Origin of the sequence: Roseovarius tolerans (assembly GCF_900109855.1) — a bacterium.
In the GTDB taxonomy this organism is placed as follows: domain Bacteria; phylum Pseudomonadota; class Alphaproteobacteria; order Rhodobacterales; family Rhodobacteraceae; genus Roseovarius; species Roseovarius tolerans.
Genome location: NZ_FOBO01000012.1, coordinates 96,016 through 123,007, shown reverse-complemented (window position 1 = coordinate 123,007; position 26,992 = coordinate 96,016). Strand labels below are relative to the sequence as shown.

At 64.5% G+C, this 26,992-nt stretch carries 29 protein-coding genes; 20 read left to right on the top strand and 9 right to left on the bottom strand.

Annotation, left to right across the window (positions count from 1 at the left end; all coding sequences use genetic code 11):
- Positions 1–82: 82 nt before the first annotated feature.
- The 4 genes from BMX04_RS12880 (at position 83) to BMX04_RS12865 (ending at position 5,887) form a co-directional block, all read left to right on the top strand.
- The gene (locus BMX04_RS12880) at positions 83–1,198 is read left to right on the top strand and encodes an extracellular solute-binding protein (protein WP_074787155.1); all 1,116 of its coding nucleotides are present in this window, start codon (positions 83–85) and stop codon (positions 1,196–1,198) included.
- A 104-nt stretch (positions 1,199–1,302) separates the two neighbouring features.
- Complete coding sequence (locus BMX04_RS12875) at positions 1,303–2,970, top strand: ABC transporter permease (protein ID WP_074787119.1); 1,668 nt, start codon at positions 1,303–1,305, stop codon at positions 2,968–2,970.
- Positions 2,971–2,973: 3 nt separating this feature from the next.
- Positions 2,974–4,164 carry an ABC transporter permease gene (locus tag BMX04_RS12870; protein WP_420876407.1) on the top strand — a complete coding sequence of 397 codons (1,191 nt, stop codon included), beginning with the start codon at positions 2,974–2,976 and terminating at the stop codon, positions 4,162–4,164.
- Positions 4,165–4,267: 103 nt separating this feature from the next.
- Positions 4,268–5,887, top strand: a complete 1,620-nt coding sequence (locus BMX04_RS12865) for a GMC family oxidoreductase (protein ID WP_074787118.1) — start codon at positions 4,268–4,270, stop codon at positions 5,885–5,887.
- Here BMX04_RS12865 and BMX04_RS12860 read toward each other — a convergent pair.
- Both BMX04_RS12860 and BMX04_RS19435 read right to left on the bottom strand, forming a co-directional pair.
- Positions 5,875–6,492 (bottom strand): TetR/AcrR family transcriptional regulator, encoded by a 618-nt coding sequence (locus BMX04_RS12860; RefSeq protein ID WP_074787116.1) that lies wholly within the window; start codon positions 6,490–6,492, stop codon positions 5,875–5,877. The two genes, BMX04_RS12865 and BMX04_RS12860, sit on opposite strands and share 13 nt — an antisense overlap.
- Before the next feature lie 113 nt (positions 6,493–6,605).
- Positions 6,606–6,773 carry a hypothetical protein gene (locus BMX04_RS19435; RefSeq protein WP_175477361.1) on the bottom strand — a complete coding sequence of 56 codons (168 nt, stop codon included), beginning with the start codon at positions 6,771–6,773 and terminating at the stop codon, positions 6,606–6,608.
- 167 nt (positions 6,774–6,940) lie between these two features.
- Between BMX04_RS19435 and mbfA the strand changes: the two genes are divergently transcribed.
- The 9 genes from mbfA (at position 6,941) to BMX04_RS12810 (ending at position 14,924) form a co-directional block, all read left to right on the top strand.
- Entirely contained in the window at positions 6,941–7,918 is a 978-nt protein-coding gene (gene mbfA, locus BMX04_RS12850; RefSeq protein WP_074787112.1) for an iron exporter MbfA, read from the top strand.
- Positions 7,919–8,169: 251 nt separating this feature from the next.
- Positions 8,170–9,426: a PQQ-dependent sugar dehydrogenase gene (locus BMX04_RS12845; protein ID WP_074787110.1), complete on the top strand. Its 1,257-nt coding sequence runs from the start codon at positions 8,170–8,172 to the stop codon at positions 9,424–9,426.
- Positions 9,426–10,010 carry a c-type cytochrome gene (locus BMX04_RS12840; protein WP_074787108.1) on the top strand — a complete coding sequence of 195 codons (585 nt, stop codon included), beginning with the start codon at positions 9,426–9,428 and terminating at the stop codon, positions 10,008–10,010. Before BMX04_RS12845 ends, BMX04_RS12840 begins: the two co-directional genes overlap by 1 nt.
- Positions 10,011–10,148: 138 nt before the next feature.
- Entirely contained in the window at positions 10,149–10,883 is a 735-nt protein-coding gene (locus BMX04_RS12835) for a succinate dehydrogenase/fumarate reductase iron-sulfur subunit (protein ID WP_074787106.1), read from the top strand.
- Positions 10,876–11,208: a succinate dehydrogenase gene (locus tag BMX04_RS12830; protein WP_074787104.1), complete on the top strand. Its 333-nt coding sequence runs from the start codon at positions 10,876–10,878 to the stop codon at positions 11,206–11,208. The genes BMX04_RS12835 and BMX04_RS12830 overlap by 8 nt, the downstream gene beginning before the upstream one ends.
- Positions 11,205–11,546 carry a succinate dehydrogenase, cytochrome b556 subunit gene (gene sdhC, locus BMX04_RS12825; protein ID WP_074787102.1) on the top strand — a complete coding sequence of 114 codons (342 nt, stop codon included), beginning with the start codon at positions 11,205–11,207 and terminating at the stop codon, positions 11,544–11,546. The genes BMX04_RS12830 and sdhC overlap by 4 nt, the downstream gene beginning before the upstream one ends.
- Entirely contained in the window at positions 11,546–13,300 is a 1,755-nt protein-coding gene (locus tag BMX04_RS12820; protein ID WP_074787100.1) for an L-aspartate oxidase, read from the top strand. Before sdhC ends, BMX04_RS12820 begins: the two co-directional genes overlap by 1 nt.
- A complete protein-coding gene (locus BMX04_RS12815) occupies positions 13,297–14,256 on the top strand; it encodes a fumarate hydratase (RefSeq protein ID WP_074787098.1) in 960 nt (319 codons plus the stop codon). The genes BMX04_RS12820 and BMX04_RS12815 overlap by 4 nt, the downstream gene beginning before the upstream one ends.
- Complete coding sequence (locus tag BMX04_RS12810; protein ID WP_074787096.1) at positions 14,253–14,924, top strand: fumarate hydratase C-terminal domain-containing protein; 672 nt, start codon at positions 14,253–14,255, stop codon at positions 14,922–14,924. The genes BMX04_RS12815 and BMX04_RS12810 overlap by 4 nt, the downstream gene beginning before the upstream one ends.
- 27 nt (positions 14,925–14,951) lie before the next feature.
- Here the strand turns inward: BMX04_RS12810 and BMX04_RS12805 are convergent, their stop codons facing one another.
- Both BMX04_RS12805 and BMX04_RS12800 read right to left on the bottom strand, forming a co-directional pair.
- On the bottom strand, positions 14,952–15,695 hold the full coding sequence (locus BMX04_RS12805; RefSeq protein ID WP_074787094.1) for a sulfite exporter TauE/SafE family protein: 744 nt from the start codon (positions 15,693–15,695) through the stop codon (positions 14,952–14,954).
- Entirely contained in the window at positions 15,692–16,600 is a 909-nt protein-coding gene (locus BMX04_RS12800; RefSeq protein WP_074787092.1) for a LysR family transcriptional regulator, read from the bottom strand. Before BMX04_RS12800 ends, BMX04_RS12805 begins: the two co-directional genes overlap by 4 nt.
- 150 nt (positions 16,601–16,750) lie before the next feature.
- Between BMX04_RS12800 and BMX04_RS12795 the strand changes: the two genes are divergently transcribed.
- From BMX04_RS12795 to BMX04_RS12765, 7 genes are all read left to right on the top strand, one after another.
- Complete coding sequence (locus tag BMX04_RS12795; protein WP_074787090.1) at positions 16,751–17,728, top strand: tripartite tricarboxylate transporter substrate binding protein; 978 nt, start codon at positions 16,751–16,753, stop codon at positions 17,726–17,728.
- 80 nt (positions 17,729–17,808) lie between these two features.
- Positions 17,809–18,300 (top strand): tripartite tricarboxylate transporter TctB family protein, encoded by a 492-nt coding sequence (locus tag BMX04_RS12790; protein ID WP_074787088.1) that lies wholly within the window; start codon positions 17,809–17,811, stop codon positions 18,298–18,300.
- A complete protein-coding gene (locus BMX04_RS12785) occupies positions 18,297–19,787 on the top strand; it encodes a tripartite tricarboxylate transporter permease (protein ID WP_074787086.1) in 1,491 nt (496 codons plus the stop codon). The genes BMX04_RS12790 and BMX04_RS12785 overlap by 4 nt, the downstream gene beginning before the upstream one ends.
- A 132-nt stretch (positions 19,788–19,919) precedes the next feature.
- Positions 19,920–20,360: a YeeE/YedE family protein gene (locus tag BMX04_RS12780; RefSeq protein WP_074787084.1), complete on the top strand. Its 441-nt coding sequence runs from the start codon at positions 19,920–19,922 to the stop codon at positions 20,358–20,360.
- 3 nt (positions 20,361–20,363) lie between these two features.
- Positions 20,364–20,798, top strand: coding sequence for a DUF6691 family protein (locus BMX04_RS12775; protein ID WP_074787082.1), 435 nt, complete (start codon positions 20,364–20,366; stop codon positions 20,796–20,798).
- Positions 20,795–21,679 (top strand): MBL fold metallo-hydrolase, encoded by an 885-nt coding sequence (locus tag BMX04_RS12770; RefSeq protein WP_074787080.1) that lies wholly within the window; start codon positions 20,795–20,797, stop codon positions 21,677–21,679. The genes BMX04_RS12775 and BMX04_RS12770 overlap by 4 nt, the downstream gene beginning before the upstream one ends.
- A 73-nt stretch (positions 21,680–21,752) precedes the next feature.
- The gene (locus BMX04_RS12765; protein WP_074787078.1) at positions 21,753–22,613 is read left to right on the top strand and encodes a helix-turn-helix transcriptional regulator; all 861 of its coding nucleotides are present in this window, start codon (positions 21,753–21,755) and stop codon (positions 22,611–22,613) included.
- Positions 22,614–22,699: 86 nt separating this feature from the next.
- On the opposite strand, the gene BMX04_RS12760 is transcribed toward BMX04_RS12765, so the two are convergent.
- The 5 genes from BMX04_RS12760 to BMX04_RS12740 all read right to left on the bottom strand — a co-directional run bounded on the left by BMX04_RS12760 (position 22,700) and on the right by BMX04_RS12740 (position 26,896).
- A complete protein-coding gene (locus BMX04_RS12760) occupies positions 22,700–23,524 on the bottom strand; it encodes an ABC transporter substrate-binding protein (protein ID WP_074787076.1) in 825 nt (274 codons plus the stop codon).
- A 24-nt stretch (positions 23,525–23,548) separates the two neighbouring features.
- Entirely contained in the window at positions 23,549–24,319 is a 771-nt protein-coding gene (locus BMX04_RS12755; protein WP_083398179.1) for an ATP-binding cassette domain-containing protein, read from the bottom strand.
- Positions 24,312–25,019, bottom strand: a complete 708-nt coding sequence (locus BMX04_RS12750) for an ABC transporter permease (RefSeq protein ID WP_083398178.1) — start codon at positions 25,017–25,019, stop codon at positions 24,312–24,314. The genes BMX04_RS12755 and BMX04_RS12750 overlap by 8 nt, the downstream gene beginning before the upstream one ends.
- A gap of 73 nt (positions 25,020–25,092) precedes the next feature.
- Positions 25,093–25,764 carry a class I SAM-dependent methyltransferase gene (locus tag BMX04_RS12745; RefSeq protein WP_074787074.1) on the bottom strand — a complete coding sequence of 224 codons (672 nt, stop codon included), beginning with the start codon at positions 25,762–25,764 and terminating at the stop codon, positions 25,093–25,095.
- A gap of 4 nt (positions 25,765–25,768) precedes the next feature.
- Positions 25,769–26,896, bottom strand: coding sequence for a CaiB/BaiF CoA transferase family protein (locus tag BMX04_RS12740; RefSeq protein WP_074787072.1), 1,128 nt, complete (start codon positions 26,894–26,896; stop codon positions 25,769–25,771).
- Positions 26,897–26,992 lie beyond the last annotated feature (96 nt).

The window sequence follows — 26,992 nt, the reverse complement described above, 5'->3', positions numbered from 1 at the left end:
GGTTGAGAGAGGCCCCGGATGTTTCTACCCGTGACCCGGAGCCCATTCACCAAAACGGGACCAAAAAACTGGGAGTATGTTCATGAAACTCACTAAAACCCTGCTTGCGACGACGGCTCTGACCGTTGCAGCCGGCGCATCTGCAACCGCACAGGACATGGCCGACAGCATGACGCTCGTGTCCTGGGGCGGTGCCTATCAGGAAAGCCAGCAGAAAGCCTATGTCGAGCCCTATCTCGCCGACAATCCCGGCGTGAGCGCGACCTGGGACGAAAGCTCTGCCGAGGCCGTGGCCAAGCTGCGCGCCATGAACGAGGCGGGCAACGTGACCTGGGACCTGGTCGACGTGGTGGCCTCCGACGCGATGCGCCTGTGTGACGAAGGCCTCGCCATGGAGCTCGATCACGACGAGGTTCTGGCAGCGGCGCCCGACGGCACCGAAGCCAGCGACGACTTCGGTGATCTGATCGTCAGCGATTGCTTCGTGCCGCAGATCGTCTATTCGACCACCTTCGGCTATCGCACCGACATGGTGCCCGAAGGCGTCGATGCGCCCGACAGCGTCTGCGACGTGTTCGACCTGGAAACTTATCCGGGCAAGCGCGCGCTGCAAAAGCGCCCGATCGACAACATGGAATGGGCGCTTTACTGCGACGGCGTGGCCAAGGACGAGCTCTATGACGTTCTGGGCACCGACGATGGCGTGGACCGCGCGCTCGCCAAGCTCGACACGATCAAGGATCAGGTCGTCTGGTGGTCGGCTGGTGCGGAAACCCCGCAGCTTCTGGCCGATGGCGAAGTCTTCATGGGCTCGACCTATAACGGGCGTCTGTTCTCGGCCATCGCCGAGCAGGATCAGCCGATCGGCATGATGTGGGACATGCAGTCCTTCGATCTCGACGGCTGGATCGTTCCCGCCGGTCTGCCCGAAGATCGTCTGGCGCGCGTCATGGACTTCCTGAAGTTCGCGACCGACACGCAGCGTCTGGCTGATCAGGCGGCTTACATCTCGTACGGTCCGGCGCGCGACTCGTCCGCACCGCTGGTGGGCAAGCATGCGGAACTGGGCATCGACATGGCCCCGCATATGCCGACCGATCCGGCCAACGCGACCAACGTCCACATCTACGACTACGAGTGGTGGGCGGATAACCGCGACGATCTGGACGCCAAGTTCCAGGCGTGGCTGGCGCAATAAGCGCGGCGATACGAACCGGAGGTGGCCCGCGTGGCCCCCTCCACACCTGACCACCGGGCACAAGACCCAGGGTTCAATAACCAAATTTGTCCGACGGGGATGACATGAGCGATACCACCGACACCGGCCCGGTGCTTGCCGCAGACGGCACACCGCTAAAGCGCAGCCTGAGACGCGCCTTGCGCGCGCAGAAGATACGGGCGCTCGCATTGATCGCGCCGCTGCTGATCTTCGTGCTGGTCGCGTTCATCGCACCCATTGCGGACATGCTGTTTCGTTCGGTCGAGAACCAGATCGTCGGCAATACGGTGCCGATGACGGTCGAGGAGTTGCGCGACTGGGACGGCAAAGAGGTGCCGGATGAGCAAGTCTTTCGCGCCATGTTCTTTGATCTGTTCCTCGCCTCCGAGGCCAAGGAGCACACCAAGCTTGGCAGCCGCCTGAACTATGAGGAAAGCGGCGTGTCGTCGCTCTTTCGTACTACGGGCCGCGACGTGGACGATATGGGCGAGGTCTTTCAGGACGCGCTCGAAGAGATCAGCCCCGAGTTTGAAGAGGCACAGGTCTGGTATGACATGATGTCGGGCGGCGATGGGGCCGAGGGCAACACGCGTCTGATGTCAAACCAGATCGGCCGAATCGAGCAACTCGAATCCGATAACTATCGGGGCGATGCGGGCTTTGTCCCCGGCACCGCGATTTCCGACATTCTGCCCAACACCGCGCGGGCCTATTCCGCCTTTGCCGCCTTCACCCATTTCGTGGACGAAGATGTCGTCGCAGAGGAGGAGCCATGGGAGGCGGTCTATGCCGCACTCGCGCTGGACCTCGAAGATCCGGGAACGGCTGCGGCATTGGCGACCTATGACGGCCCCGGTGCGGACCTGCTGCGCCAGGCCGCTGCGGCCGACCTTCCGCAAGTCGATATGAAATCGGCGTTCATCGAGTCCAACAAGGACTGGAATCGCGTCGGATACTGGGAGGTGATCCACACCTATTCGCCGCCCTACACGACCGGCTATTTCCTCAATGCCGTGGACATGGAAAAGACCACCGAGGGCATCGCCCTGCGCGATGAGGACGAGCGCATCTACGGCATCCTCTTCAAGCGCACGATGTTCATGTCGATGGTCATCACGTTCAGCTGCATTGCGCTGGGATATCCGATCGCGTGGATTCTCGCGAACTTGCCCGCCCGCACCGCGAACCTGTTGATGATCCTCGTGCTGCTGCCCTTCTGGACCTCGCTACTTGTGCGCACCAGCGCGTGGAAGATCATGCTTCAGCAACAGGGGGTGATCAACGACACGCTGGTCTGGCTGGGCCTTGTCGCGGATGAAAGCCGTCTGGTGATGATCAACAACCAGTTCGGCACCATCGTGGCGATGACGCATATCCTGCTGCCCTTCATGATCCTGCCGATGTATTCGGTGATGCAGACCATTCCGCCCAGCTACCTGCGCGCGGCCAAGTCGCTGGGCGCCACCAACTGGACGGCGTTCTGGCGGGTCTATTTCCCGCAATCGGTGCCGGGCATCGGGGCGGGGTCGATCCTCGTCTTCATCCTCGCTATCGGCTATTACATCACGCCCGAGATCGTCGGCGGTACCACCGGCACGTTCATCTCGAACCGGATCGCCTATCACATCTCCTCGTCCCTGAACTGGGGTCTGGCGGCGGCACTCGGGTCGATCCTGCTCGCGGTCGTTCTGGTCCTCTACTGGGCCTATGACAAGATTGTCGGCATCGACAACGTGAAGCTGGGGGGCTGAGCCATGAGCGTTATGACACTCACACCGATCGAGAAAAAACCGCTCTCCTTCGCGCTGCCGGTCATCGGTGCGGCAGGTGGCTTTGCCGGGCTTTTCGTGGGCACCGCGCATGGTTCCGGCCTGCTGGGGATCGCGATCGGGGCCCTCGCGCTGATGGCGCTCGGCTTTGTCGCCCTGCAGATCCTCGGGCTCGGCATGGAAAAGCCTGTCAGATGGGGCATCATCGCCCTCTTTACCGCCGTTGGCGTCATGGTGGCGGGCGTGCCGGGCTTCGTGCTCGGTGTGCTCTTCGGCTGGTTCTTTTCATGGTTCATCTACTGGATCGGCGAGGGGCGGTATCGCGCCAATCTTGCCCCCTACCTGACGAGTGGACAGGTGCTGTGGCATTATTCTTTCCGCGTGCTCTGTGGTGCGATCTTCATCTTCCTGATCACGCCCATTCTCGTGGTCATGCCGCTCAGCTTCAACGCCCAGAACTTCTTTACCTTCACGCCCGAAATGCTGCGCTTTGACCCCGCTGGCTACAGCCTCAAGCATTACGAGGATTTCTTCACCTCGAGCGGTTGGCAGCAGGCGTTGCGCAACTCGCTGGCCATCGCGCCGGTGGCGACGCTCCTGTCGGTCAGCTTCGGCACGCTGGCCGCGATTGGCCTCAGCTCCGAGCATGTGCCGTTCCGCCGGGCGATCATGGCGATCCTGATCTCTCCGATGATCGTGCCGCTGATCATCTCGGCGGCGGGGATGTACTTCTTCTATAGCCGGATCGGCCTGCAGGGCACCTATTTCGGTGTGGTGCTGGCGCATGCCGCCTTGGGCATTCCCTTCGTGATCATCACTGTGACGGCCACTCTGGTCGGCTTTGACCGCTCGCTCACCCGCGCGGCGGCCAACATGGGCGCGGACCCGGTGACGACGTTCTTCCGGGTGCAGATGCCGCTCATCCTGCCCGGTGTGATCTCGGGTGGCCTGTTCGCCTTCATCACCTCGTTCGATGAGGTTGTGGTGGTGCTCTTCGTTGGCTCGGCCAATCAGCAGACCCTGCCGTGGCGGATGTTCACTGGCCTGCGCGAGCAGATCAGCCCGACCATTCTGGCGGTGGCGACGATCCTTGTGGCGATTTCCATCGTCCTTTTGGCGACGCTCGAAATGCTGCGCCGCCGGTCCGAGCGTCTGCGCGGGATGAGCCCGGGCTAAGACGCCCATCGACAGAGACAGCCAAGGCCCGGCGCATGACGTGGCGTCGGGCTTTTGCGTTCCCCGGCGTTCGGCATAGGCTCTGCCGCAGGAGGACGGGTGGATGCGCTATGATTACATCATCGTCGGCGGCGGCTCTGCCGGGTGCGTTCTGGCCGCTCGGCTGAGCGAGGACCCGTCAGTCACGGTGTGCCTGATCGAGGCGGGCGGTTCTGGCCGCGACATCCTGATACGCGCCCCCGCGCTCGTGGCGGCGATGGTGTCGGGGCGGCCCCGGCTCAACAATTGGGCGCTGAAAACGGTGCCGCAACCTGGCTTCAACGGGCGGCGCGGGTATCAGCCGCGCGGCCGCGCGCTTGGCGGCTCGAGCGCGATCAACGCCATGCTCTATGTGCGGGGTCATCCGCGCGATTACGACGAATGGGCAGGTCTCGGCTGTGATGGCTGGGACTGGCATAGCGTGCTGCCGTGGTTCCGCCGGGCCGAGCGCAACGCGCGCCTGTCGGATGATCTGCACGGGCAGGCGGGTCCGTTGCAGGTGACGGACCAGAACGCCCCGCGTGCCGTTTCCGAGTCGTTCATCGCCGCCTGTGAAAGCCTGCAAATCCCCCGCAACGCCGATTTCAACGGTGCCCGGCAGGAGGGCGCGGGTCTTTTTCAGGTGACGCAATATTTCGAAGGCCCCCAACGCGGCGAGCGGTGTTCAGTCGCGGCGGCCTATCTCTTTCCCGCCCTCGGGCGCAGAAACCTGACCGTGATCCGCAATGCCACGGCCGAGCGCGTGCTTCTCGACGGCAAGCGCGCCACCGGCCTGCGCTATCGCCACAAGGGCCGCGTGCAAGAGGTGCAGGCCACGCGCGACGTGATCCTCAGCAGCGGCGCGTTCGGCTCGCCGCATCTGTTGAAACTCTCAGGGATCGGCCCGGCGGACGAATTGCAGGCCCATGGCATCACGCCGCGCCACGATCTGCCCGGCGTGGGTGAGAACCTTCAGGATCATCTCGACTACACCCTGCTGGAACGCTCTCACAGTGACGACGTGATAAGCCTCGATCCCAGGGGGCTGTGGCGGATGGCGCGGGCGGGACTGACTTGGCGCAAGACGGGGCAGGGCCATTTCACCACCCCCTATGGCGAGGCCGGGGCGTTCCTGCGTTCAAAGCCGGACCTCGACCGGCCAGACCTACAATTGCATTTCGTCATTGGGGTCGTCGATGACCACATGCGCAAGCTGCATTTTCGGCCCGGCTATTCCTGCCATGTCTGCGTGCTGCGCCCCCATAGCCGGGGCCGCGTGACGCTAGGCTCGGCGCGTGCAGGCGATGCGCCGCTGATCGACCCGGCCTTCCTCAGCGACCCCCGCGACCTTGACCTGCTCAAGCAGGGTGCCCGGCGGGTGGACGAGATCCTGCGCGCTCCGCCGTTTGACGCATGGCGCAAGCGTCGGCTCTATCCCCATGACGGCAGCGATAGCGCGTTGGAGGCCGACATTCGCGCCCGCGCCGACACGATCTATCACCCGGTGGGCACCTGCGCGATGGGGCGGGGCGATATGGCGGTGGTCGACGGCGAGGGCCGCGTGCATGGCATCGAGGGCCTGCGCGTCGTGGATGCCTCGATCATGCCGCGCCTGATCGGCGGCAACACCAACGCGCCCACTGTCATGATCGCGGAAAAGATCGCCGGGGAGATGACCGGGCGCGGCCCGGATCAGGCGCGGTAACGCGCGAGGAACATCTCGACCGCCCCATTCACCACGCGCTCGATATCGGCCTCGGTGACCTCGCCGCACATGCCGCAGAGCGAGCGGATGAAGAGATCCCCCTTGCATAGCTCACCGAACTGGTTGGCGGCCAGATCCATGTCCTCGATCCGCAACACGCCCGCTTCGACATAGGGGGTCAGAACCATGCTCATGCGCTCGCGCACCAGCGCCGGGCCGGAGGCGTAAAACCGCTTGCCAAGTTCCGGGAACCGATGCGCCTCGGCTACGCAGATGCGAAACACCTGCTGGCCGAAATCCGACACGAAGAAGTTCACGATCCGGCTTGCGGCTTCGTGCAGCACATGGTCGATCGGCGCGCCCTTGCCGATCACTTCCAGCGCCTCTTCGGCCTGCCGGTTGCATTCGACCCGCGCCACCTCGGAAAACAGCAGACGCTTGTCGGGAAAATAGCTGTAGAGCGTTGCCTTCGAGACCTGCGCCTCGCGCGCGATCTCGTCGACGCTCGCGCCTTCGAACCCGTCACGCATGAAAATGCGCCGCGCCCCTTCGAGCACCTGATCGAACTTGCGTCCTTTTTTGATTTCCGCGGCCGGTGCCGACATTAAACCCCTCCAGACAGGTCTGGACAGTGTAGTCGGGCCGGGCGGATATCCGCAAGCACATCTGCGTGCGCGGCGGGGGGGCGCGGGCCGCTGGGCCAGCGGCCCGGCAGAATTTACTTGGAAATCCCGCCCTGATCCTTGGTGACCGGCTGCGGTGCGGGATCGGGATAGGTGAGGGTCGGCGTCAGGCTGCCCGCGTCGATGCTGAAGGCCAGCACCGGCGACGCGGCGAGAGAGACAGCAAGCACAAACGCGGTCAGGATCGGTTTCATCTTGTTCATGGTCAACTCCATAACTGAACTAATCGGTTCACTTCATATCTAAACAGATCAGTTCAGAAATCAAGGGCAAAGTGAACCATTCAGTTCACTTCATGCATTTGCGAGTTTGACCATTGAACATTCTGCCCGTATAGATAAATTAGAATCATTCTAAACGTAGGTTCGTCATGATTCCCGGTTTTTCCTCCCGCCGCCGCTTCAGGGATTTGTCCGAGCAGGAAATCCTCGCCCTCGCGATCTCCTCCGAAGAAGACGATGCGCGTATCTACCGCTCCTATGCCGAGATGCTGCGCGCCGATTTCCCCGACAGCGCCGCCATGTTCGATGGCATGGCGCGTGAAGAGGACGGCCACCGTCAGCGTCTGATCGAATTGCACCGCAGCCGGTTCGGGGACGTGATCCCGCTGATCCGCCGCGAGCATGTGGCCGGGTTCTACGCCCGTCGTCCGATCTGGCTGGTCGAAAACCTCGGGATCGAGCGCATCCGCGACGAGGCCGAGGCGATGGAGCGCGACGCCGAAACCTTCTATCTCAAGGCCGCGCAGCACAGTAGCGACGCCGCCACCCGCAAGCTGTTGGGTGATCTCGCCGCCGCCGAGGCGGGCCACCAGACCCGCGCCGAAGAGCTGCAGCAAGAACACCTGAGCGGCGACGCCCGCGACAGTGAGGACCGCACCGCCAAGCGGCAATTCCTGCTGACATGGGTGCAGCCGGGCCTCGCCGGTCTGATGGATGGCTCGGTCTCGACCCTGGCACCGATCTTTGCCACGGCCTTTGCCACGCAGGACACCTGGACCACCTTCCTCGTGGGTCTGGCGGCCAGCGTCGGCGCTGGCATCTCCATGGGCTTTACCGAGGCCGCCAGTGATGACGGCGAATTGTCCGGGCGCGGCAGCCCGTTCAAGCGGGGCCTCGCCTCGGGCGTGATGACGACCGTGGGCGGCCTCGGCCACGCGCTCCCCTATCTCATCCCGGATTTCTGGACCGCGACGATCATCGCCTTCGTGGTCGTCTTCATCGAACTCTGGGCGATTGCATGGATTCAGAACAAATACATGGAAACCCCGTTCTTCCGGGCGGCGTTTCAGGTGGTTCTGGGCGGCGCGCTGGTCTTCGCGGCGGGCGTTCTGATCGGCAGCGGGTAGCGCGTTCCACGGCCCTGATCGCGCCACGCCCGACCCCCTCCTTTTGTCTGTGTCGGATCGCCGCAGCAATATCTTGCGCTTTGGGGAATCTGGGGTAGGCTCTCGCCTTGTGAATGCAACGTAAGCGGTATTCGCGACCGGTGTGCGAAGGGGAGAGCGCGCGCCACTTCGGCGTAGTGATGTCACATGCCGAAGATCGGTCCGCCGGTGATCCGGCGGCCGGACATACAGACGTATTTGGGAGGAACCATATGAAACATCTGCTGTCATCCATCGCAACGCTCGCCCTTACCTCCGGTCTGGCGCAGGGTCAGGCGGCAAACGTACCGGACAATCTCGACAAGCTGTCGAATTTCCAGACCACCGGCGTCACCGAGTTCACCTTCATCGAGCAGGGCGGCGACTATGCTGAGGGGATCAAGGCCACGCTCGACAAGGTCACCCTGCCCGACGGCTTCAAGATCGAGCTTTACGCCGTGGTGCCCGATGCGCGCCATATGGCCGTGGGGCCGCAAGGCATCGTGACCTTCGTCGGCACCCGCAAGGACAAGGTCTGGTCGGTCACCGACCGCAACAAGGATCGCGTCGCCGACGAGGTCAAGGATTTCGCCCCCTCGCTGCAATTCTCGATCCCCAACGGTCCCTGCTTCTCGCCCGACGGGTTTCTCTATATCGCCGAGCAGAACCGCGTTCTGCTCTTCCCCGCCGCCGAGTTCTTTTACGAAAGCCCCGACGTGGCGGCGTTCAATCTGGTGGCCAAGGGTGATTTGATTCCGGAAGAGCAGGAAAGCTTCAACCACACCGCGCGGGTCTGCGATATCGGGCCGGATGGCAAGATCTACATCTCGCTTGGCCAGCCGTTCAACGTGGCGCCTAAGGAAAACCTCGACATCAACACGAAATGGGGCATCGGCGGTATCATCCGAATGAACACCGACGGCACGGGCCGCGAGGTCTATACCTACGGTGTGCGCAATTCGGTCGGCCACGATTTCCATCCCGAGACCGGCGAGTTGTGGTGGACCGACAATCAGGTCGACGGGATGGGTGATGACATTCCGCCCGGCGAATTGAACCGTCAGACCGAGATGGGACAGCATTTCGGCCACCCGTGGTTTGGCGGCGGTGATGTGCGCACCAACGAATACAAGGGCGAAGAAGTGCCCGTCGATGTGGTGATGCCTGCGGTCGAAACGGTGGCCCATGCCGCCGATCTTGGCATGGCCTTCTATACCGGCAGCCAGTTCCCGGCCAAGTACAAGAACGCGATCTTCTCGGCTCAGCACGGATCGTGGAACCGCACCGAGCCGGTGGGCGCGCGGGTGATGGTGACCTTCATCGACGATGAGGGCAACGCCACGATGGAGCCTTTTGCCGAGGGCTGGCTGACAGAGGATGGTGAATATCTCGGGCGTCCGGTCGACGTGGCACAGTTGCGCGACGGCTCGATCCTCGTGTCCGATGATCTCGCGGGCGCGCTCTACCGGATTTCCTACGAGGGCAATTGATGCGACAGATGATGTTGCTGGCACTGGGCGGGGTTTTCCTCGCCCAGATGTCTTCCGCGCAGGAGGTGATGGGCGATGCTCAGGCCGGGCGCAAGCTGGCCATGCAATGCCGCACCTGTCACGGCATCGAGGGGCACGCGAAAATGCCCATCGTGCCGCATATCGGCGGTGAGAACCCGGCCTATATCGAGCATCAGTTGACCGCCTTTCGCGACGGCCAGCGCGTGCACGAGATGATGAGTGTGGTGGCGCGCGGCCTCAGCGATCAGGCGATTGCCGATCTCGCTGCGTGGTACAGCGCGCAGGAACCGGTGGCGACGCTTGGCCCGGGACAGGACCCGGCCAACGCGCCCGAGGCCTGTATCGCCTGCCACGGTGCGGATGGCATCGCACAGATCGAGGACGCGCCAAATCTGGCGGGTGAGACGGTGATGTATATCGACACGCAGCTCAAGGCGTTCCGCACCGGCAAGCGCACGCATGACGTGATGAGCGGGATTGCCGCCGAGATGACCAATGACGAGATCCGCGCCGTTGCCAAATGGTATTCCTCGGTCGGATTCGAGGTGAATCCGGCGCAATAAAGACGAGGGGCCGGTCGGTGATCGGCCCCTTTTGCTGAAAGTTCAGCTAACCAAAAACATTAGAATTAATTCCTTTTTGTTAGCTGTGCTGATATTTATAACCAAGGTTACATCCAATCCAACCGTCCGGGGGGACATGTGACCACCACGCCCGACACCTTGCGCGTCACAGTGCAGCGCGGCACGGCAGCGGCGCTTCGGCGCGAAACCTTTGACGTGCCCGCCTATGAAAATCAGACCGTGCTGGACGTGGTGACATGGATTCAGCAGATGGCGGATCCAACGCTCAGCTACCGCTTTGCCTGCCGGGTTGGGATGTGCGGCTCTTGTGCGATGATGGTCAACGGCGTGCCGCGCTGGACCTGCCGCACGCATGTAAAGAAGGTCGCCGCCGACGGCGAACTCGACATCGCGCCGCTGCGCAACCTGCCGGTGATCAAGGATCTCGCCGCCGACATGGACCCGTTTTTCGACAAATGGGTCGCAGCCGAGGCGCGTCTGCATCCCTCCGCCGGGCGCGACGAGGCGTTTGACCCCGTAACCTCGCAAGAACCCGCCCGCGCCGAGGCGGATCTGGGCATCGAATGCATCAATTGCGGTATCTGCTACGCCGCCTGCGATACGGTGGCGGGCAATCCTGATTACCTTGGCCCCGCCGCGCTGCAACGCGCCTGGACCCTGCTCAACGACAGCCGCGACGCGGATCGCGATGGCATCCTCGCGGCGGTGTCGGGCAAGGGCGGCTGTCACAACTGCCATTCCATGGGCAGTTGTGCGCAGTATTGTCCCAATGATCTCAACCCGATGCGGGCGATTGCCGGGCTCAAGCGCGAGACGGTCCGGGCCGCGTGGGGGCGCAAGCGCGATGCTTGATCTCCGGCTCTACATGGCGCAAAGGCTGAGCGCGCTGGTGATGACCCCTCTCGTTCTGGGCCATATCGCGGTGATGATCTACGCCATTCAGGGGGGCCTCTCCACCGCCGAAATCCTCGGCCGCACGCAAGGCAGCCTGCTGTGGTTCCTGTTCTATGGAGCCTTCGTGATCGCCGTCTCTATCCACGCCGCCATCGGTCTGCGCGTCATCGCGCATGAATGGGGCGGGCTAAAGGGGCGCACGCTCGACGGGCTGATGTGGGCCGTGGGCGCGGGGCTACTGGCCTTGGGCGCGCGGGCGGTTCTCGCGGTGACGCTGCCATGAAACAACCGCCCCGCTCTCACCCCCTCTGGCTGGCCTTCCTGCTGCACCGCCTCTCGGGGCTGGCGCTGGCGCTCTTCCTGCCGGTGCATCTGTGGCTCTTGTCCCAAGCTGTCACGTCGCCTGCCACGCTCGACGGTTTCCTTGCCTTCGCCGAACACCCGCTGGTGAAGCTTGCCGAGTTCGGCCTCGTCTTCCTTCTGGCGGTCCACATGGGCGGCGGGCTGCGTCTGCTGGCGCTGGAATTCCTGCCCTGGTCCGACCGGCACAAGACCTATGCCGCCGCCGCCATCGGCGCGGCGCTGTTCCTGTCCGGCACATTTTTCCTGAGGGCGATCTGATGGTGCATATCGACCGGCACGATACCGACATCCTGATCATCGGCACCGGCGGCGCGGGCCTCTTCGCCGCGCTCCACGCGCAGCAATCGGCGCCCGAGGGCACGCGGATCACCATCGCCGTCAAGGGCCTCATCGGCAAAAGCGGCTGCACGCGGATGGTGCAGGGCGGCTATAACGTGGCGTTGGGCAATGGTGACACGGTCGAACGGCATTTCATGGATACGATCATGGGCGGCAAATGGCTGCCCAATCAGGACATGGCGTGGAAGCTGTGCGAACAGGCGGTGGTGCGCATCCATGAGTTGGAAAACGAGATCGGCTGCTATTTCGACCGCAACCCCGACGGCACGCTGCATCAAAAAGCCTTTGCCGGGCAGACCGCCGACCGCACGGTGCACAAGGGCGATCTGACCGGCATCGAGATCATCAGTCGCTTGATGGAGCAGGTTCTGGCGCGGCCAGTGGACAAGCTACAGGAACACCGCGCCATCGGCCTCATTCCGACGCCAGACTGCAGCGCGCTGGCGGGTGTGCTATTTATCGACATGCGCACCGGGGGCTTTCGCCTTGTCCGGGCCAAGACGGTGCTGATGGCCACCGGCGGCGGCCCGACGATGTACAAGTACAACACACCGTCGGGCGACAAGACGATGGACGGGCTTGCCATGGCGATGCGGGCGGGGCTGGACCTCCGCGACATGGAAATGGTGCAGTTTCATCCCACCGGGCTGCTGGCCGGGGACCATACAAGGATGACTGGCACGGTGCTGGAAGAGGGCTTGCGCGGCGCGGGCGGGCAGCTGCTCAACGGCGCCGAAAACCGCTTCATGTTCGAGTACGACCCCAAGGGCGAGCGCGCGACGCGCGACGTGGTCAGCCGCGCGATCTATGCCGAGATGCGCAAGAACAACACGACGGATAATGGCGGCGTGTTCATCTCCATGTCCCATCTCGGCCCCGACCATGTGCGCGCCAAGTTCCCCGGCATGGTCAAGCGTTGCGCCGATAGCGGGTTCGACCTTGCCGGTGGTTTGGTCGAGGTGGTGCCGACCGCGCATTACTTCATGGGCGGGGTGGTCGTGGATGCCGACACCCGCACGGCGATGGAGGGGCTCTATGTCGCCGGAGAGGACGCGGGCGGCGCGCATGGTTCCAACCGGTTGGGCGGCAATGGCGTGGCCAATTCCACCGTCTATGGCGGCGTGGCGGGCGACGTGATGGGCGCGGATATCCGCAGCATGGGCGCGCTGCGCGATCCCTGCCCGCAGGTGTTGCAGGCCGAAATCGACCGCGCCTTGCACCCGCTCAGCCGCAAGCCCGGCCTTGTGCAGCCGATGCGTCACGCCCTGCAGGAGGCGATGTGGGAGGATGTGGGCGTGATGCGCAACGCGCCCGGCATGGAGCGCGGGCTGACCCGTATCGCCGGGATCTCAACCGAGTTGATGGAGGTGGGCGTCGCGGGCGATGACCTCGCTTTCAACCTGACCTGGCATGACTGGCTGAATCTCCGCTCGCTTTGTGATATATCTCAGGCGATCACGCTGGCGGCCCTTGCCCGAGAAAACTCGCGCGGGGCGCATTACCGCGAGGATTTCCCCGAGACGGGCGATCTCGATGCGTCCTATTTCACCGTGGTCACGCAAACCGGCGAGACGCTCGACGTGCGCCGCGACGCGGTTCAATTCACCCTCGTGCGCCCGGGCGAGACGATCATGCCCGACGGCGCACCCGAAACACTGGTGGCAGCACAATGATACCAATTGATGTGATCGAGAAAACCGCCGGAACGCTGATGGACAAGGCGGCGATCGAGATCCCCGACGACTACCTGACCGGGCTGCAACACGCCGCCGAGACCGAGGATGGCGATCTTTCGTCCTTCGTCCTGCAAGCCATGCTGGAGAATTACAAGGCCGCCAAGGAGGATCGGCGCGCGATGTGCGGCGATACCGGCTGTCCGCGCTGGTATGTGAAGATGGGCAACGAGACGCAGATCGAGGGCGGGCCGGTGGCGCTAGAATCCGCGCTGCGCCGGGCCACGGCGCAGGCGACCGACGGCGTGCCGCTGCGGCCCAACCGGGTGCATCCGCTCTGGCGCACCGATCACAACAATAACGTCGGCATCGGCGCGCCCGAGATCGAATACGGCTACGAGCCGGGGGGCGAGTGGATCGACCTCATCACCGTGCACAAGGGCGGGCTTTTTGGGACCGATTACCGCATGCTCTTCCCCTCGGACGGGATCGAAGGGATCAAGCGCTTCTATCTCGACAGCCTCGTGGCCTTCGGCAAGCGCGGGCTGGCCTGTCAGCCGGCGATCATCGGCATTGGCCTCGGCGGCTCCAAGGATACCTGCATGGTACTGGGCAAGCGCGCCGCCTGCCTGCGCGTGGTGGGCAGCGAGAACCCGGACCCCAAGATCGCGGCGCTGGAGCGAGAGTTCAAGGATCTGGGCAATTCCATCGGCATGGGCGCGATGGGGTTTGTCGGCAAGAACATGGTCGTCGATTGCAATATCGAGGTCGGCTATTGCCACACCGGCGGCATGCAGATGTCGGTACATGCCTTCTGCCTCTCGTCGCGCCGCGCGGTGGCGCGGGTCTACGCGGACGGCCGGGTGGAGTACCGCACCGATCCCGACTGGTTCACCCCCTATCAGCGGCGCGAGACGGTCGAGTGGCCGGGCAGCGCGCAGGAGGCTGCCGAATGACCAAACCGCGCGAAATACGCCTCAGCACCACGCCGACGCCCGAGGCGCTGGCCGAATTACGCCTCGGCGATATCGTCTATCTCGATGGTCTACTCTACACCGCGCGCGAAGGCGTGTATAAGCGCGCGCTGGAGGAGCAGGCGAATATCCCGATGGAACTGCCGGGCGAGAGTGCGGCGAATTTCCATTGCTCACCTGCCGCCGCAATCCGCTCTGACGGCAGCTTTGACATGGGGGCGGTGACGGCGACGGCGTCGTTCCGCTTTGCCAAGTGGCTGCCGGAATGGATGGAAAAGACTGGCGCGCGGCTGATCATCGGCAAGGGCGGCATGTCCTCGAAGGATTACAAGGAATATTTCGTACCCAACGGCGCGATTTACCTGTCGACCGTGGGCTACGGCACCGGCGCTTTGCTCGGGCGCGGGATCGAGAAGGTCGAGGCGGTGCATTGGCGCGACGAGTTGGGGCTTGCGCAGGCGATGTGGGTCATCCGCTGCAAAAAGATGGGGCCGTTCATCGTGGCCTCGGACCTTGACGGCAATTGCCTCTTCGAGCGCGAGAACGCCAAGATCGTGCAAAACCTTGACCGCGTTTATGAAGGCACCCGCCCGGCGACGCTCAAACGCTATGGTGAGACTGATGACCGCTCGGACGAGGTGATCGGCTAGAAAGCCGTTTGCAAACGTCGTTCTAACTCAAACCAGTTCGCGCGCCAGAAGCACTGCGCCGGATATAAATGTCATGGCGATCAGAAGCCGCCGGAAGGCTGCATCCGGCAGCCGCTTGAAGATCGCAATGCCGAGTTGCGCGGCGATGATCGAGAGCGGCAAGGCCAGCGCGAGGTAGCTCAGCGTCTCGCGGGTATAGGCGCCCTTCACCGCGAGAGCGGCGGCCGTGAGCGCCAGAACCGTCACGTTGAAGGGTTGCAGCACGGCGCGCGTCTCGGCCTTGGGCCAGGGGCGCAGGGCGCACCACATCATCGGCAGCGCCCCCGAGAGCGAGGCGGCACCCCCAAGCACCCCGCCCGAGAAGCCCACGATCATGTCCCAGATCGGTGTCGGGCGCTCAAAGCGGGGCAGATGCGTGCGCAGGCTGAAATAGCCGCCATAGAGGATCAAAAACCCGGCGACCCCCAGTTTCAGGCTGCGCGCGTCCAGCACCGACAGGGCCAGCACGCCCAGGGGTATCCCCATGATTCCGGGCAGCAGGAACCGCGTCAGGCGTCGTTTGTTGGCCCCGATGGCATGGCGCACGATCCAGAGCCCTTGCAGACCGGTGAGCGCCGAGAGCACGACGACCACCGCCACCGCCTGCACCGGCGGCATCACGTTGAGGAAAAACCCGAGCGCGAAAAGCGCGGTGCCAAAGCCTGCCAGCCCGTTGATCAACCCGCCCGCAAGGGCCCCCGCGGCGACATACAGCGCGATCTCGGGCGTCATGCGGGGGCGCCCGCCGGGGCCGGTGTGAAGGCTCCGATCCCGACCGCGCCAAGCAGGGCGGTATGGATCTCCTGAATGACCCGGATGCGGGGATTGTCGCGACGATGCGCAAGGGTCAGTTGGCGGATGGGCGCACCCTCGGGCAGGGGCAGGCGGCGCAGGGGCAGGGGGTTTGCGCCGCGCACGCAGCGCGCCGGCACGATCGAGACGCCAAGCCCCGCCAGAACCATGCTGGAGATCGCCTCCAGCCCCTGCAATTCCATCGTCACGTTGACCGCGATTCCGCTGTCGCGCAGCCAGCCGTCGATCAGCCCGCCCACCACCGCATCGCGGCTGAAGCGGATGAAAGGGTGTTGCGTCAGAAGGGTGCGCACATCGTCGCCTATGGTGCCTTCGGGGGCCAAAAGCTCCATCGGTTCGCGGGCGATGTCGGCATGGTCGATCTCGGGCGGCAGCGGGCCTTGCCGCGACAGCACCGCACAATCGAGCGCGCCGCGCTCGACCTCGGCGATCAGCCCGGTCGTCATGCCGGGCACGATGCGCACATGCAGGTCGGGATAGCTCTGTTTCAACAGGCGCACGGACAGGGGCGTCAGGCCGGTCAGTGTCATCGGCACCGCGCCGAGCGAGATTTCGCCCTGAAACCCCTCGTCGCCCAGAACCGACGGCACAATGCCGTCATAGGCGCGCACGATCTCGCGTGCCCGGGCCACAAGCGCGCGTCCCGCCGGGGTAAGTTCCGGCGTGCGGCGCGATCGGTCGAAGAGGGCCAGGCCCCATTCCTCCTCAAGGCTGCGCATCTGCTGGCTGACGGCGGCATGGGTCACGAATACCGCATCGGCGGCGGCGCTGAAGGTCTTGTGCTCGTCCACCGCGATCAGGGTGCGTAGGCGTCGGATTGACATGGCCTGCCTTTACCGTAAGCTTTGCTAACCCAAGCTGTAACGGAATATTGCTTATATTAAGGTTGGCTTAAAGTTACACCTGAACCGGCAGGCGTTGCAATCCGCGATCACGACCCGCGCCGCAACGCCCCGACAGAGGAGGAGGACAGAATGAAACTGAGACATCTGGGCGCGTTTTGCGCCATGGGTCTGGGGCTGGCGGCGGCACCCGCGCTGGCCGAGTATCCCGAACGACCGATCAACATGATCATTCCCTATGGGGCGGGCGGGGCGACCGACATTTCCGCGCGCACCATCGCCGAGCCGCTGGGCACGGCCGTGGGTGGCACGCTGGTCATGTCGAACATCACCGGCGCAGGCGGGGCCACAGGTTCGGTCGCGGTGCAGAACGCCAAGCCCGACGGCTACACGATGCTGTTCGCACGGGTGGGGTCCCATTCCGTGAACCCGGCGATGAAGGCAACGCTGCCCTATACGCTCGATGATTACCGCTTTGTCACGGTCTACGAGATCAACCCGGTGGCCTGTGCCGTGCGGCCCGACTCCGGTATCGAGAGCATGGAGGATCTGGTCAGCCTGACCGAGAGCGAGGGCACCAGCTACAGCTCGTCGGGCGTGGGCTCGATGCTGCACCTCGCGGCGGTCTTCGTGCTGGACGAGTTCGGCGTCAAGGACCCGCTGGAAAAGGCCACGCATATCCCGCAAAAGGGTGGCGGTGCCGCAGCGACGGCGGTGCTCAACGGCACGGCGACGTTCCTGTGCACCAACACCTCCGCGCTGGCGAGTTTCGTAGCCAATGGCCAGTTGAAGCCGCTCATGGTCACCACGGACGAGCCGGTGCCGGGCTTTGACGCCCCCTCGGCGAGTTCGCTTGGAAAATCCGATCTCACCCAGCTGGTCGGCTGGACCGGTATCGCCGGGCCGGATGACCTGCCCGACGACGTGGCCGCCAAATGGGGCGAGTGGATGGCCGAGGCGGCCGGAAACGAAAAATTCGTCGAGCAGATGACGGCGCGCGGCTCGGTGATCGAGGTGATGAGCCCGGAAGAGGCAAACGAGTTCATCGAGACCCAATACGAGACCTTCCGTGCGCTGGTCGACAAGCTGGGCATGCGGATCGAAGGCTGAGGCCCGATTGACAAACCTCCCGGGCGCGGCTGTCCTGCGCCCGGGCAATAAAGCCGTTATCTGATCGGGGAGGGTCAGGTGTGAGCCATCGGGCAATGCAGGTGCAGCTTGGCATCGGGGCCATCATCGGGGCCCTTTTTCTCATCCTCTACGCCATTCCGTACTGGGTTTCGTCGCCCAGCAATGTGCGCAATATCGTGCTGTCGCCGCTGTTCTGGCCGTACATTCTGGGTGGGTTGACGGCGCTGATCGGACTGGCGCTTGTGCTGACGGGGCGGCAACGACTGGGTGGCGGCGATCCGGTGAACGAGCCGATTGACGATCCCCGCCAAGGCATGATGCGCCTCGCTGCAATGGCGGTGCTGATGATGGCGACCTTCTGGGTCATGCCCTGGCTCGGCATGGTCTGGACCTCGATGCTGGCCTTCGTCGCGCTCGCCTTTCTGGTCAAGACGCGCCACCCGGCGACGGCCTTCATCTGTGCAATCGTGGTGCCGCTGGTGCTTTATGCCTTCTTTGCGCATGTGGCGAGCGTGGCCATCCCGCAAGGTGAACTGGTGAGACTGCCATGAGCCTGATTGACAGCGTGATGGCGGGGCTGGCCCTTGTCGGCAACTGGGAGGCGTTCCTGTCACTGGCCATTGGCGTGGTGATCGGCGTGGTTGGCGGTGCGATCCCCGGCATTTCGGCGACCATGGCGGTGGCGCTGGCGCTGCCCTTCACCTTTCCGATGCAGCCGATCAACGGCATCCTGCTGCTGCTCGGCGTCTACAAGGGCGGCATTTTCGGCGGCTCGATCCCGGCGATTCTGATCAAGACGCCGGGCACGCCCGCCTCATCTGCCACGATCCTCGACGGCCACCCGATGGCCGAACGCGGCGAGGCGGGGCGCGCGCTCGGCATGGCGCTCTGGGCGTCCTGCACGGCGGATTTCGTCTCGAATCTGGCACTGATCTTCTTTGCCGGGTTCCTTGCCTCCTTCGCGCTCAGTTTCGGGCCGCCGGAATTCTTCGCGCTGATCCTGTTCTCATTGACGATCATCGCCGGTGTCTCGGGCGAGAGCCTGCTGCGCGGTGCGCTCTCGGCGCTATTGGGGCTTTTGCTCGCCACTATCGGCCTCGATCTGGTCTATGGCACCAACCGCTTTACCTTTGGCGATCCCAACCTGATGGGCGGGCTGAATTTCATCGCCGTGCTGATCGGCCTTTTCGCCATCCCCGAGGTCATCAACATGGTCTGGCACCCCACCGGCCACATGGGCAAGGTGCAGAAGCTGGGCAGCAAATGGGTCACCTTCGCGGAATACAAACGCTGTTTCCGCTCGATCATCCGGGGCAGTTTCATCGGCGTTTTCCTCGGCTCCATCCCCGGTATCGGCGCGGCCCCGGCAGCGTTCCTCAGCTATTCCGAGGCGCGGCGCAAATCGCCGAACAAGGCGAATTTCGGCAAGGGCGAGATCGAGGGCGTCGCGGCCTCTGAGGCGGGAAACAATGGCGTGGCGGGGGCGACGCTCATACCGCTGCTGGCGCTGGGCGTGCCGGGGGACGTGATCACCGCGATCATCATCGGGGCGTTCATGGTGCACGGGCTGCAACCGGGGCCGATGATGTTCGTGCTCAACGTCGATATCATCTACGGCCTCTTCATCGGCCTAATCCTGTCCTCGGGGATTCTCTTCGTCGTCGGCGGGCTGGCCATTCGCGGCTTTCGGCCCGTGGCGGATATCCCCAAGCGCATTCTCATGCCGATGGTGCTGGTGCTGTGCATCTACGGGGTGTTCGCGGTCAACAACAACATCTTCGACGTCGGCGTGATGTTCGTGATGGGCTGGGTCGGATTCGTGATGTCGCGCTATCACATCCCCGCCGCGCCCTTCCTCATCGCCTTCATCCTCGGGCCGCTGCTCGAGGATAATTTCCGCCAATCCATGCTGATGTCGGGCGGCAGCCCCGATATCCTGCTGCGCGGGCCGATCACGTGGTTCTTCTGGACGCTGACGGTGATTGCCATCGTGGCAATCACGCGCGGCACCATGCGCGCGGCGCAATCCGAAGGCTAGGCGCTGCGCGGTCACATTTCTGTGGCCATCGGATTAGCCCTGTAAAAAACGACAGCTCTTTCATATATTCAGTCATGAATATGTATCGGCGCGCCGTCAGGCGCGCCCATGACAGATAAAGGAAGACGAGAAATGACAGGGTTCGAGACGGAATTCACCCCGCTCATGTCACTGGCGGGGGGCGTGCTGATCGGGGCATCGGCGGTCTTACTGATGTTCCTGCAGGGCCGCGTGATGGGGGCCACAGGCATTCTCTCGGGTCTGGTGACAGGCACCGCGCCCGGCGACAAGGGCTGGCGCGCGGCGATGGTCGCGGGGATGATCGCGGGGCCCTTGCTGGTGCTGGCGGTGACCGGGCAGATGCCTGCCGTCGATGTGCCGGTCAGCTGGCCGATGATCGCGGTCGGCGGGTTCATCGTGGGCATCGGCGTGACCTATGGCTCGGGCTGCACCTCGGGGCACGGGGTCTGCGGCAACGCGCGGCTTTCGCCCCGCTCGATGGTCGCAACGCTGACCTTCATGATCACCTGCGGGATCACCGTCTACGTGATCCGTCACGTTATGGGGGGCTGAGAGATGCGCTTGCTGTCCGCTTTCATCGTCGGCCTGATCTTTGGCGTGGGGATCGCCATATCCGGCATGATCAACCCGGCCAAGGTGCTCAATTTCTTCGACATCGCCGGAACATGGGACCCGAGCCTGATCTTCGTGATGGGCGGCGCGCTGGTGACCACCTTCATCGGCTATCGGTTTGTGCTACGACGTGATAAACCTGCCATCGAAGAGAGGTTTCAACTGCCCACGGCACGCGATATCGACGCGCGCCTGGTCGGCGGCTCTGCGGTGTTCGGCATCGGCTGGGGCATTGCCGGGTTCTGTCCCGGTGCCGCCGTGCCGGCGCTCGGCTCGGGCAAGGTCGAGGTCGTGGGCTTTGTCGCCGCCTTGCTCGTCGGGCTTTGGGCGGCGCGCCTCGTTCAGGCGAAACAGGCAGGACGGAAGGCCATGGCATGAGCGACAACCCGGTCAACATGGCGCTGCATCCGCAGGTCGAGGCGTTCTTCGACGCGGCCACCAACACGATCAGCTACGTCGTGAAGGACCCGGGCTCCAACGCCTGCGCGGTGGTCGATAGCGTGATGGATATCGACATGGCCGCCGGGCGCATCACCTACGATCATGCCGACGCGATGATCGCCCATATCGAGCACGAGGGGCTGAGCCTCGAATGGATCATCGAGACCCATGTGCATGCCGATCACCTGAGTGCCGCGCCCTACATTCAGGAGCGTCTTGGCGGCAAGATCGGGATCGGCGAAAAGATCATGGTCGTGCAGGATGTCTTCGGCAAGATCTTCAACGAGGGCAGCGAGTTTCAGCGCGACGGGTCGCAATTCGACCGGCTGTTCAAGGATGGCGACAGCTACACCGTGGGCAGCATGCAGTGCTTTGCCATCCACACGCCGGGCCATACCCCCGCCTGCATGGTGCATGTGACGGGCGATGCGGCGTTTGTCGGCGATACCCTTTTCATGCCCGATGGCGGCTCGGCGCGGGCCGACTTTCCGGGCGGCGATGCGGGTGAGCTTTACGACAGCATCCGGCGCGTCCTGAGCCTGCCCGATGCCATGCGTCTCTTCATGTGCCACGACTACGGACCGGGTGGCCGCGATATCGCGTGGGAGACTACGGTCGCCGAGGAGAAGGCCAACAACATCCACGTCGGTGGCGGCAAGAGCCGTGAGGAATTCGTGCGCTTCCGCACCGAACGCGACGCGCAGCTCAACATGCCGCGGCTGATCCTGCCGTCCTTGCAGGTGAACATGCGCGCAGGCGAGGTGCCGCACGACCGTGACGGCAACCCGATGCTGAAACTGCCGGTCAACCGGCTCTGAGTACGCTTTCCTGCTGATTTCCGGCTTGGAATGGGCTAGGAACAAGGCACTGCCGCAGCGATCCGGAGAGCCGATGGACCCCGCCTATCTGACCACCAAGGAAGTTGCCGACCTGCTCCGCGTGCGCGAGCGCAAGGTCTATGACATGGTGGCGACAGGCGAAATTCCGCATCGCAAGATCACCGGCAAGCTGCTCTTTCCGCAAGGCGAACTCACCGCCTGGATAGAGGGCGAGGGCGCGCTGCGCCCGTCCATGCGCCCGGATCTGGTGACCGGCTCGCATGATCCGCTGCTCGACTGGGCACTGCGCGAAAGTGGGGCCGGTCTGGCGACCCTCTGGAACGGTAGCTGCGACGGTCTGGCAGGCTTCGCCGAGGGGCGCGCGGGCCTTGCCGGGCTGCACATCCCCGATGCTGACGGCTGGAACATCGCCGCGCTCGAGGCGGCGGGGCTGCGCGACGCGGTGCTGATCGGCTGGGCGGCGCGGGAACGCGGCCTGATCCTGACGCCCTCGGTGGCGGACATGGTGCGCGATTTTGGCGATCTGCGCGGGCGGCGGGTGATCCTGCGGCAGGAGGGGGCCGGGACCACGGCGCTCTTTGATCGCCTGATGCGCGAGGCCGGGCTGACCTCCGGTGATATCCTCACGCCCACGAGCCCCGCCCATACCGAAAGCGACGCGGCGGCGGCGGTGGCGGCGGGCGAGGCCGAGGCGACACTCGGCATCGAATCCATGGCGCGTCAGTTCCGCCTCACCTTTCGCCCGCTGTTGCAGGAACGGTTTGATCTGCTGATCGACAGGCGGATCTATTTCACCGACCCCGTGCAGCGCCTTGTCGCCTTCATGAGGTCCGACACGATGGTGGCCAAGGCCGAGGCGCTTGGTGGCTATGACCTATCCCCGATGGGGCAGGTCCGCTGGCTGTCGGAGTAGAAAAGGCCCTTGCAAGCGGCCTTTCAAGCGCTTCGCGGCGCGCGTGCCAAGCCGTTTCGAAACGGCTTGGCGGTGGAAGCCGACGGTCAGCCCCCGGCGTTGGGGAAGAACAGCTGCTGGCCGTCCACCTTGTAGCCCGCGATGGCGGCCCGGCCTTCCTCCGAGAGCACCCAGTCGATGAACGCCTGCCCGGCCTCGGCCTTGACGCTTTCGTGCTTCTCGGGGTTCACTAGGATGATGCCATACTGGTTGAACATCTTGGGGTCGCCCTCGACCGCGATCTGGTAGTCGCCCTTGTTGCCATAGGCGATCCAGGTGGCGCGGTCGGTCATGATATAGGCGTCCATTGCCGTGCCGGTATTGAGCGTCGCGCCCATGCCCGACCCGGTCTCGCGATACCAGCCGCCCGAGGCCGCCTGCGCGTCGATCCCGGCCTCTTGCCACAGGCGCAACTCGGCCTTGTTGGTGCCGCTGTCATCGCCGCGCGAAGCGAAGGCGGCCTCGGCCTCGCTGATCTTGGTCAGGGCCGCGACCACGTCGCTCATCCCCGCCACGCCTGCGGGATCGGCGGGCGGGCCGACGATGACGAAATCGTTATACATGACGTCGGCGCGGGAGACCCCGTGCCCCTCAGCCACGAATTTCTCTTCGGCGGGTTTGGCATGGACGAAGAGCACGTCGCCATCACCATTGGCGGCATTCTTGATCGCTTGGCCCGTGCCCACGGCCACGACCCGCACCTCGATGCCGGTCTCGTCCTGAAACATCGGCAGGATGTGATCGAACAGGCCCGAATTCTGCGTCGAGGTGGTGGATTGCACCACGATGAACTCGTCCTGCGCCTGTGCCGCACCGGTCCCGAGGGCCAGTGTCGCGCCGAGGGCAAGCGAGAGAAGGTGACGTCTGAACATTGCGTGCTCCGTTTTGGTTTGGGGTTAGTTGTCGGTTGCGGTGTAGAGCCGCCCCTGCGTCCAAGCGCGGGCGGCCTCCGAGCGCGGTGCGCCCAGAACCTGGTCGAGCGAGCCGCGTTCCGCGACGCGCCCGGCATGGAGAAAGATCACCTCGTCGCCCATGCGCCGGGCCTGACCCATGTCATGGGTGACCATCACGATAGTCACGCCGCGTTTGTGGGCGGCGTTGACCAGATCCTCGATCATCTGGGTCGAGGCCGGATCGAGACTGCTGGTCGGCTCGTCGAGAAACAGCAAATCCGGCTCGCACACCAGCGCGCGCGCCACCGCGAGGCGCTGCTGCTCGCCGCCCGACAGCACCCGGGCAGGATGCGTCGCGAGATCGGTCAGCCGCGCCATCTCGAGCGCCTCGTTTGCGCGGTCCGCGCGGTCGCGCCCAGCCAGCCCGTGGACCTTCAGCGCGAAATTCAGGTTGGCCAGCACCGAGCGGCGCAGCATCACGGGGCGCTGAAACACCATCGCCTGCGCACGGCGCGCGGCGCGGTCGGGGGCATGGCCGCGCCACAGAACCTGACCCGCAGAGGGCGTCAGCAACCCATGCAGCAGCCGCAACAGCAGGCTCTTGCCGCTGCCATTCGCGCCCATCACGAGGGTGCGCTTGCCCGGCTCAATCTCCAAGTCAATGCCGTGGATAAGGGTCTGCCCGCCCGCCGCAAAGCTCAAGCCCCGCGCCTCCAGCAGCGGTTTCGCCGTCACGGGGCTCTCGGTAAGGATATCCATCACCGTGTCACGCATAGGCCGCCCGCACCGCCGAGGCCCGGAGCGCCATCACAAGCGCGTTGACGATCACCGCCAACGCCAGAAGCAGCACACCGAGTGCCAGTGCCAGTTCCAGATTGCCCTTGGAGGTCTCGAGCGCGATGGTCGTGGTCATCACCCGGGTCACATGGTTGATGTTACCGCCGACGATCAGCACCGCCCCGACCTCGGCCACCGCGCGGCCAAAGCCGGCAAGTGCCACCGTCAACAGGCTGTAGCGCGCATCCCACAACAGCGCAGACACGCGTTCACGCGCTGAGAGGCCGAACGAGGCGAATTGCTCGGCATATTCGCCGTGCAGATCCTCGACCACCTGTTTCGTCAGCGCCGCCACGATGGGGGTCACCAGAATGGTCTGCGCGATGATCATCGCCGTGGGGGTGTAGAGCAGACCGAGAATGCCCAATGGCCCGGCATTCGACAGCATCAGGTAGACGAACAGCCCCACCACCACCGGCGGCAGCCCCATCAGCGCATTGAGCAGCACCGTCGCCACGCCGCGCCCGGGAAAGCGGAACGCGCCCACGATTGCGCCCAAGGGCAGGCCGATCAGGCAGGCGACCGCCACCGCCGTCAGCGTCACGCGCAGCGACAGCGCGACGATCTCGCTCAGGTCCCGATCCCATGTCAGGATCAGGCCGAGCGCCTCTGCCATGATGTCGCCAAAGCTGAACACGTGCGTTTTCTCTCCTTGCCGGGAAAAAAAGCACAAAAAGACATATCAATCCAGAGCCAATTTGTCGAGGTGGTCAGACGGGCCGCAATCGCCAGAGGCGCAGGGGTTGGTGCAGTTCAGGGCCTTCGGCGCCGTCCGTCGCGTGGCGTGCCAAGAGATCGGCAAGCCTCTCGCGCTGCGCCTCGGCCACCGCACGGCGGGCGGGGTCGACGCGCGCGAGGGTGTCGATGAACGCTTCGGTGTCGGCGACCGGCGTGGGCCGCGACCATGTCACCGGGGCCGGTCCGGTCGCATCCCCCGCCGAACAGAGCGCATCAATCGCGGCCATGGCGGCGCGGCGAATGTCGGTCTCGTCCTCCACCGGGCGCATCACCTCGAAGAATGGCCCCTCGGCCAGCGGCTCCACCACGATCACCTCTCCGCCGGGGCGCAAGACCCGCAGCGCCTCGTGCAACGCCCGCCCCATCAGGGGCACAGGCACGTGATGCAGGGAATTGAGAAACACGCAGGCATCGAAACGGCCCGGATCAAACGGCAGGTCTTCGGCCCCGGCAACCGAGAACTGCGCCTCGGGCACGCTCTCTTGCGTCGCCGCGATGGCGTCGGGTGCCGGGTCGATGCCCGTCACGGCAAGGCCCTCGCCGACCAGACGCCGGGCAAGCGCGCCTCGCCCACAGCCGATATCGAGCACGTCGCGCGCGCCGGTCTCCTTCAGGATCGTCGTGATCCGCTCGCCTGTGTCCATCGCCTCACGCCTCTCCGAATTCGTCGCGCAGCGCGCCCGTATGCGCGCCCAGACCGGGTACGGCGCCGGGCGTGGCCGGGGTGTTGTCGATCAGCGCGCCGGGGGCCAGCATCCGCACCGGGCCGCTTGGCGTCTCGGCGGTGACATAGCGGTTCTGCGGGTGGCTCACCACGTCCTCCATCTCGCTCACCCGGCCATAGGCGATGCGCGCGGCGCGCAGGCGGTCGGCCATCGCGTCGCGGGTCACACCGGCAAAGACTGGACGCAGCACCGCATCGAGGGCGGCGCGATTGGCGACGCGGTTCGAATTGCTGTCAAAGCGCGGATCGCGGGCAAGTGCCGCATCCCCGAGGATCGTTTCGCAGAACATGGCCCATTCCCGTTCGTTCTGGATCGAGATCAGCACCGATTTGCCATCGCTGCCCTCGTAGACACCATAAGGTGCGATGGTGGGATGGTTCAGCCCCGCACGCGGCGGCACCTTGCCGCCATAGGCGTATTGCAGGAAAGGAACGTTCATCCAGTCGCTGAGCGCATGAAAGAGCGACACCGCGATATGCCGCCCCGCGCCGGTGGTGGCGCGCCCGATCAGCGCCTCCAGCACCGCCTGATAGGCGGTCATCCCCGCCGAAATGTCGCAAACCGACACGCCGGTGCGCGCCGGGCCCGCCGCGTTGCCGGTGATCGACGACAGGCCGGTTTCGGCCTGCACCAGCAGGTCATAGGCCTTGAGATCCGCGAGTGGCCCCTCTTCGCCATAGCCCGAGATCGACACGGTAATGAGGCGCGGATACTCGGCGCGCAGCCGGTCGGGGGCGAATCCCAGCCGGTCGATGGCCCCCGGCGCGAGGTTCTGGATGAAGATATCCGCGCGGGCCAGCATCCGCTCCATCAGCGCGCGGTCGGCCTCCTGCCGCAGGTCGAGACAGACCGATTCCTTGCCCCGGTTGAGCCAGACGAAATAGGCGCTCTCGCCATGCACAATGCTGTCATAGCCGCGCGCGAAATCGCCCTCGGGGCGCTCCACCTTGATCACCCGCGCCCCCGCCTCGGCGAGACGGGAGGACGCATAGGGGGCGGCGACCGCCTGTTCGAGCGAGACGACGAGAAGACCGGAAAGGTCGGTGCGCATGGGGGCCTCCTTGATGGATCGGGTCGGGCGCACCATGCCCCAGGGCGGGCGGAATGGAAAACCCCGTTGTGAATATTCCATTACCCGTCAAAACCT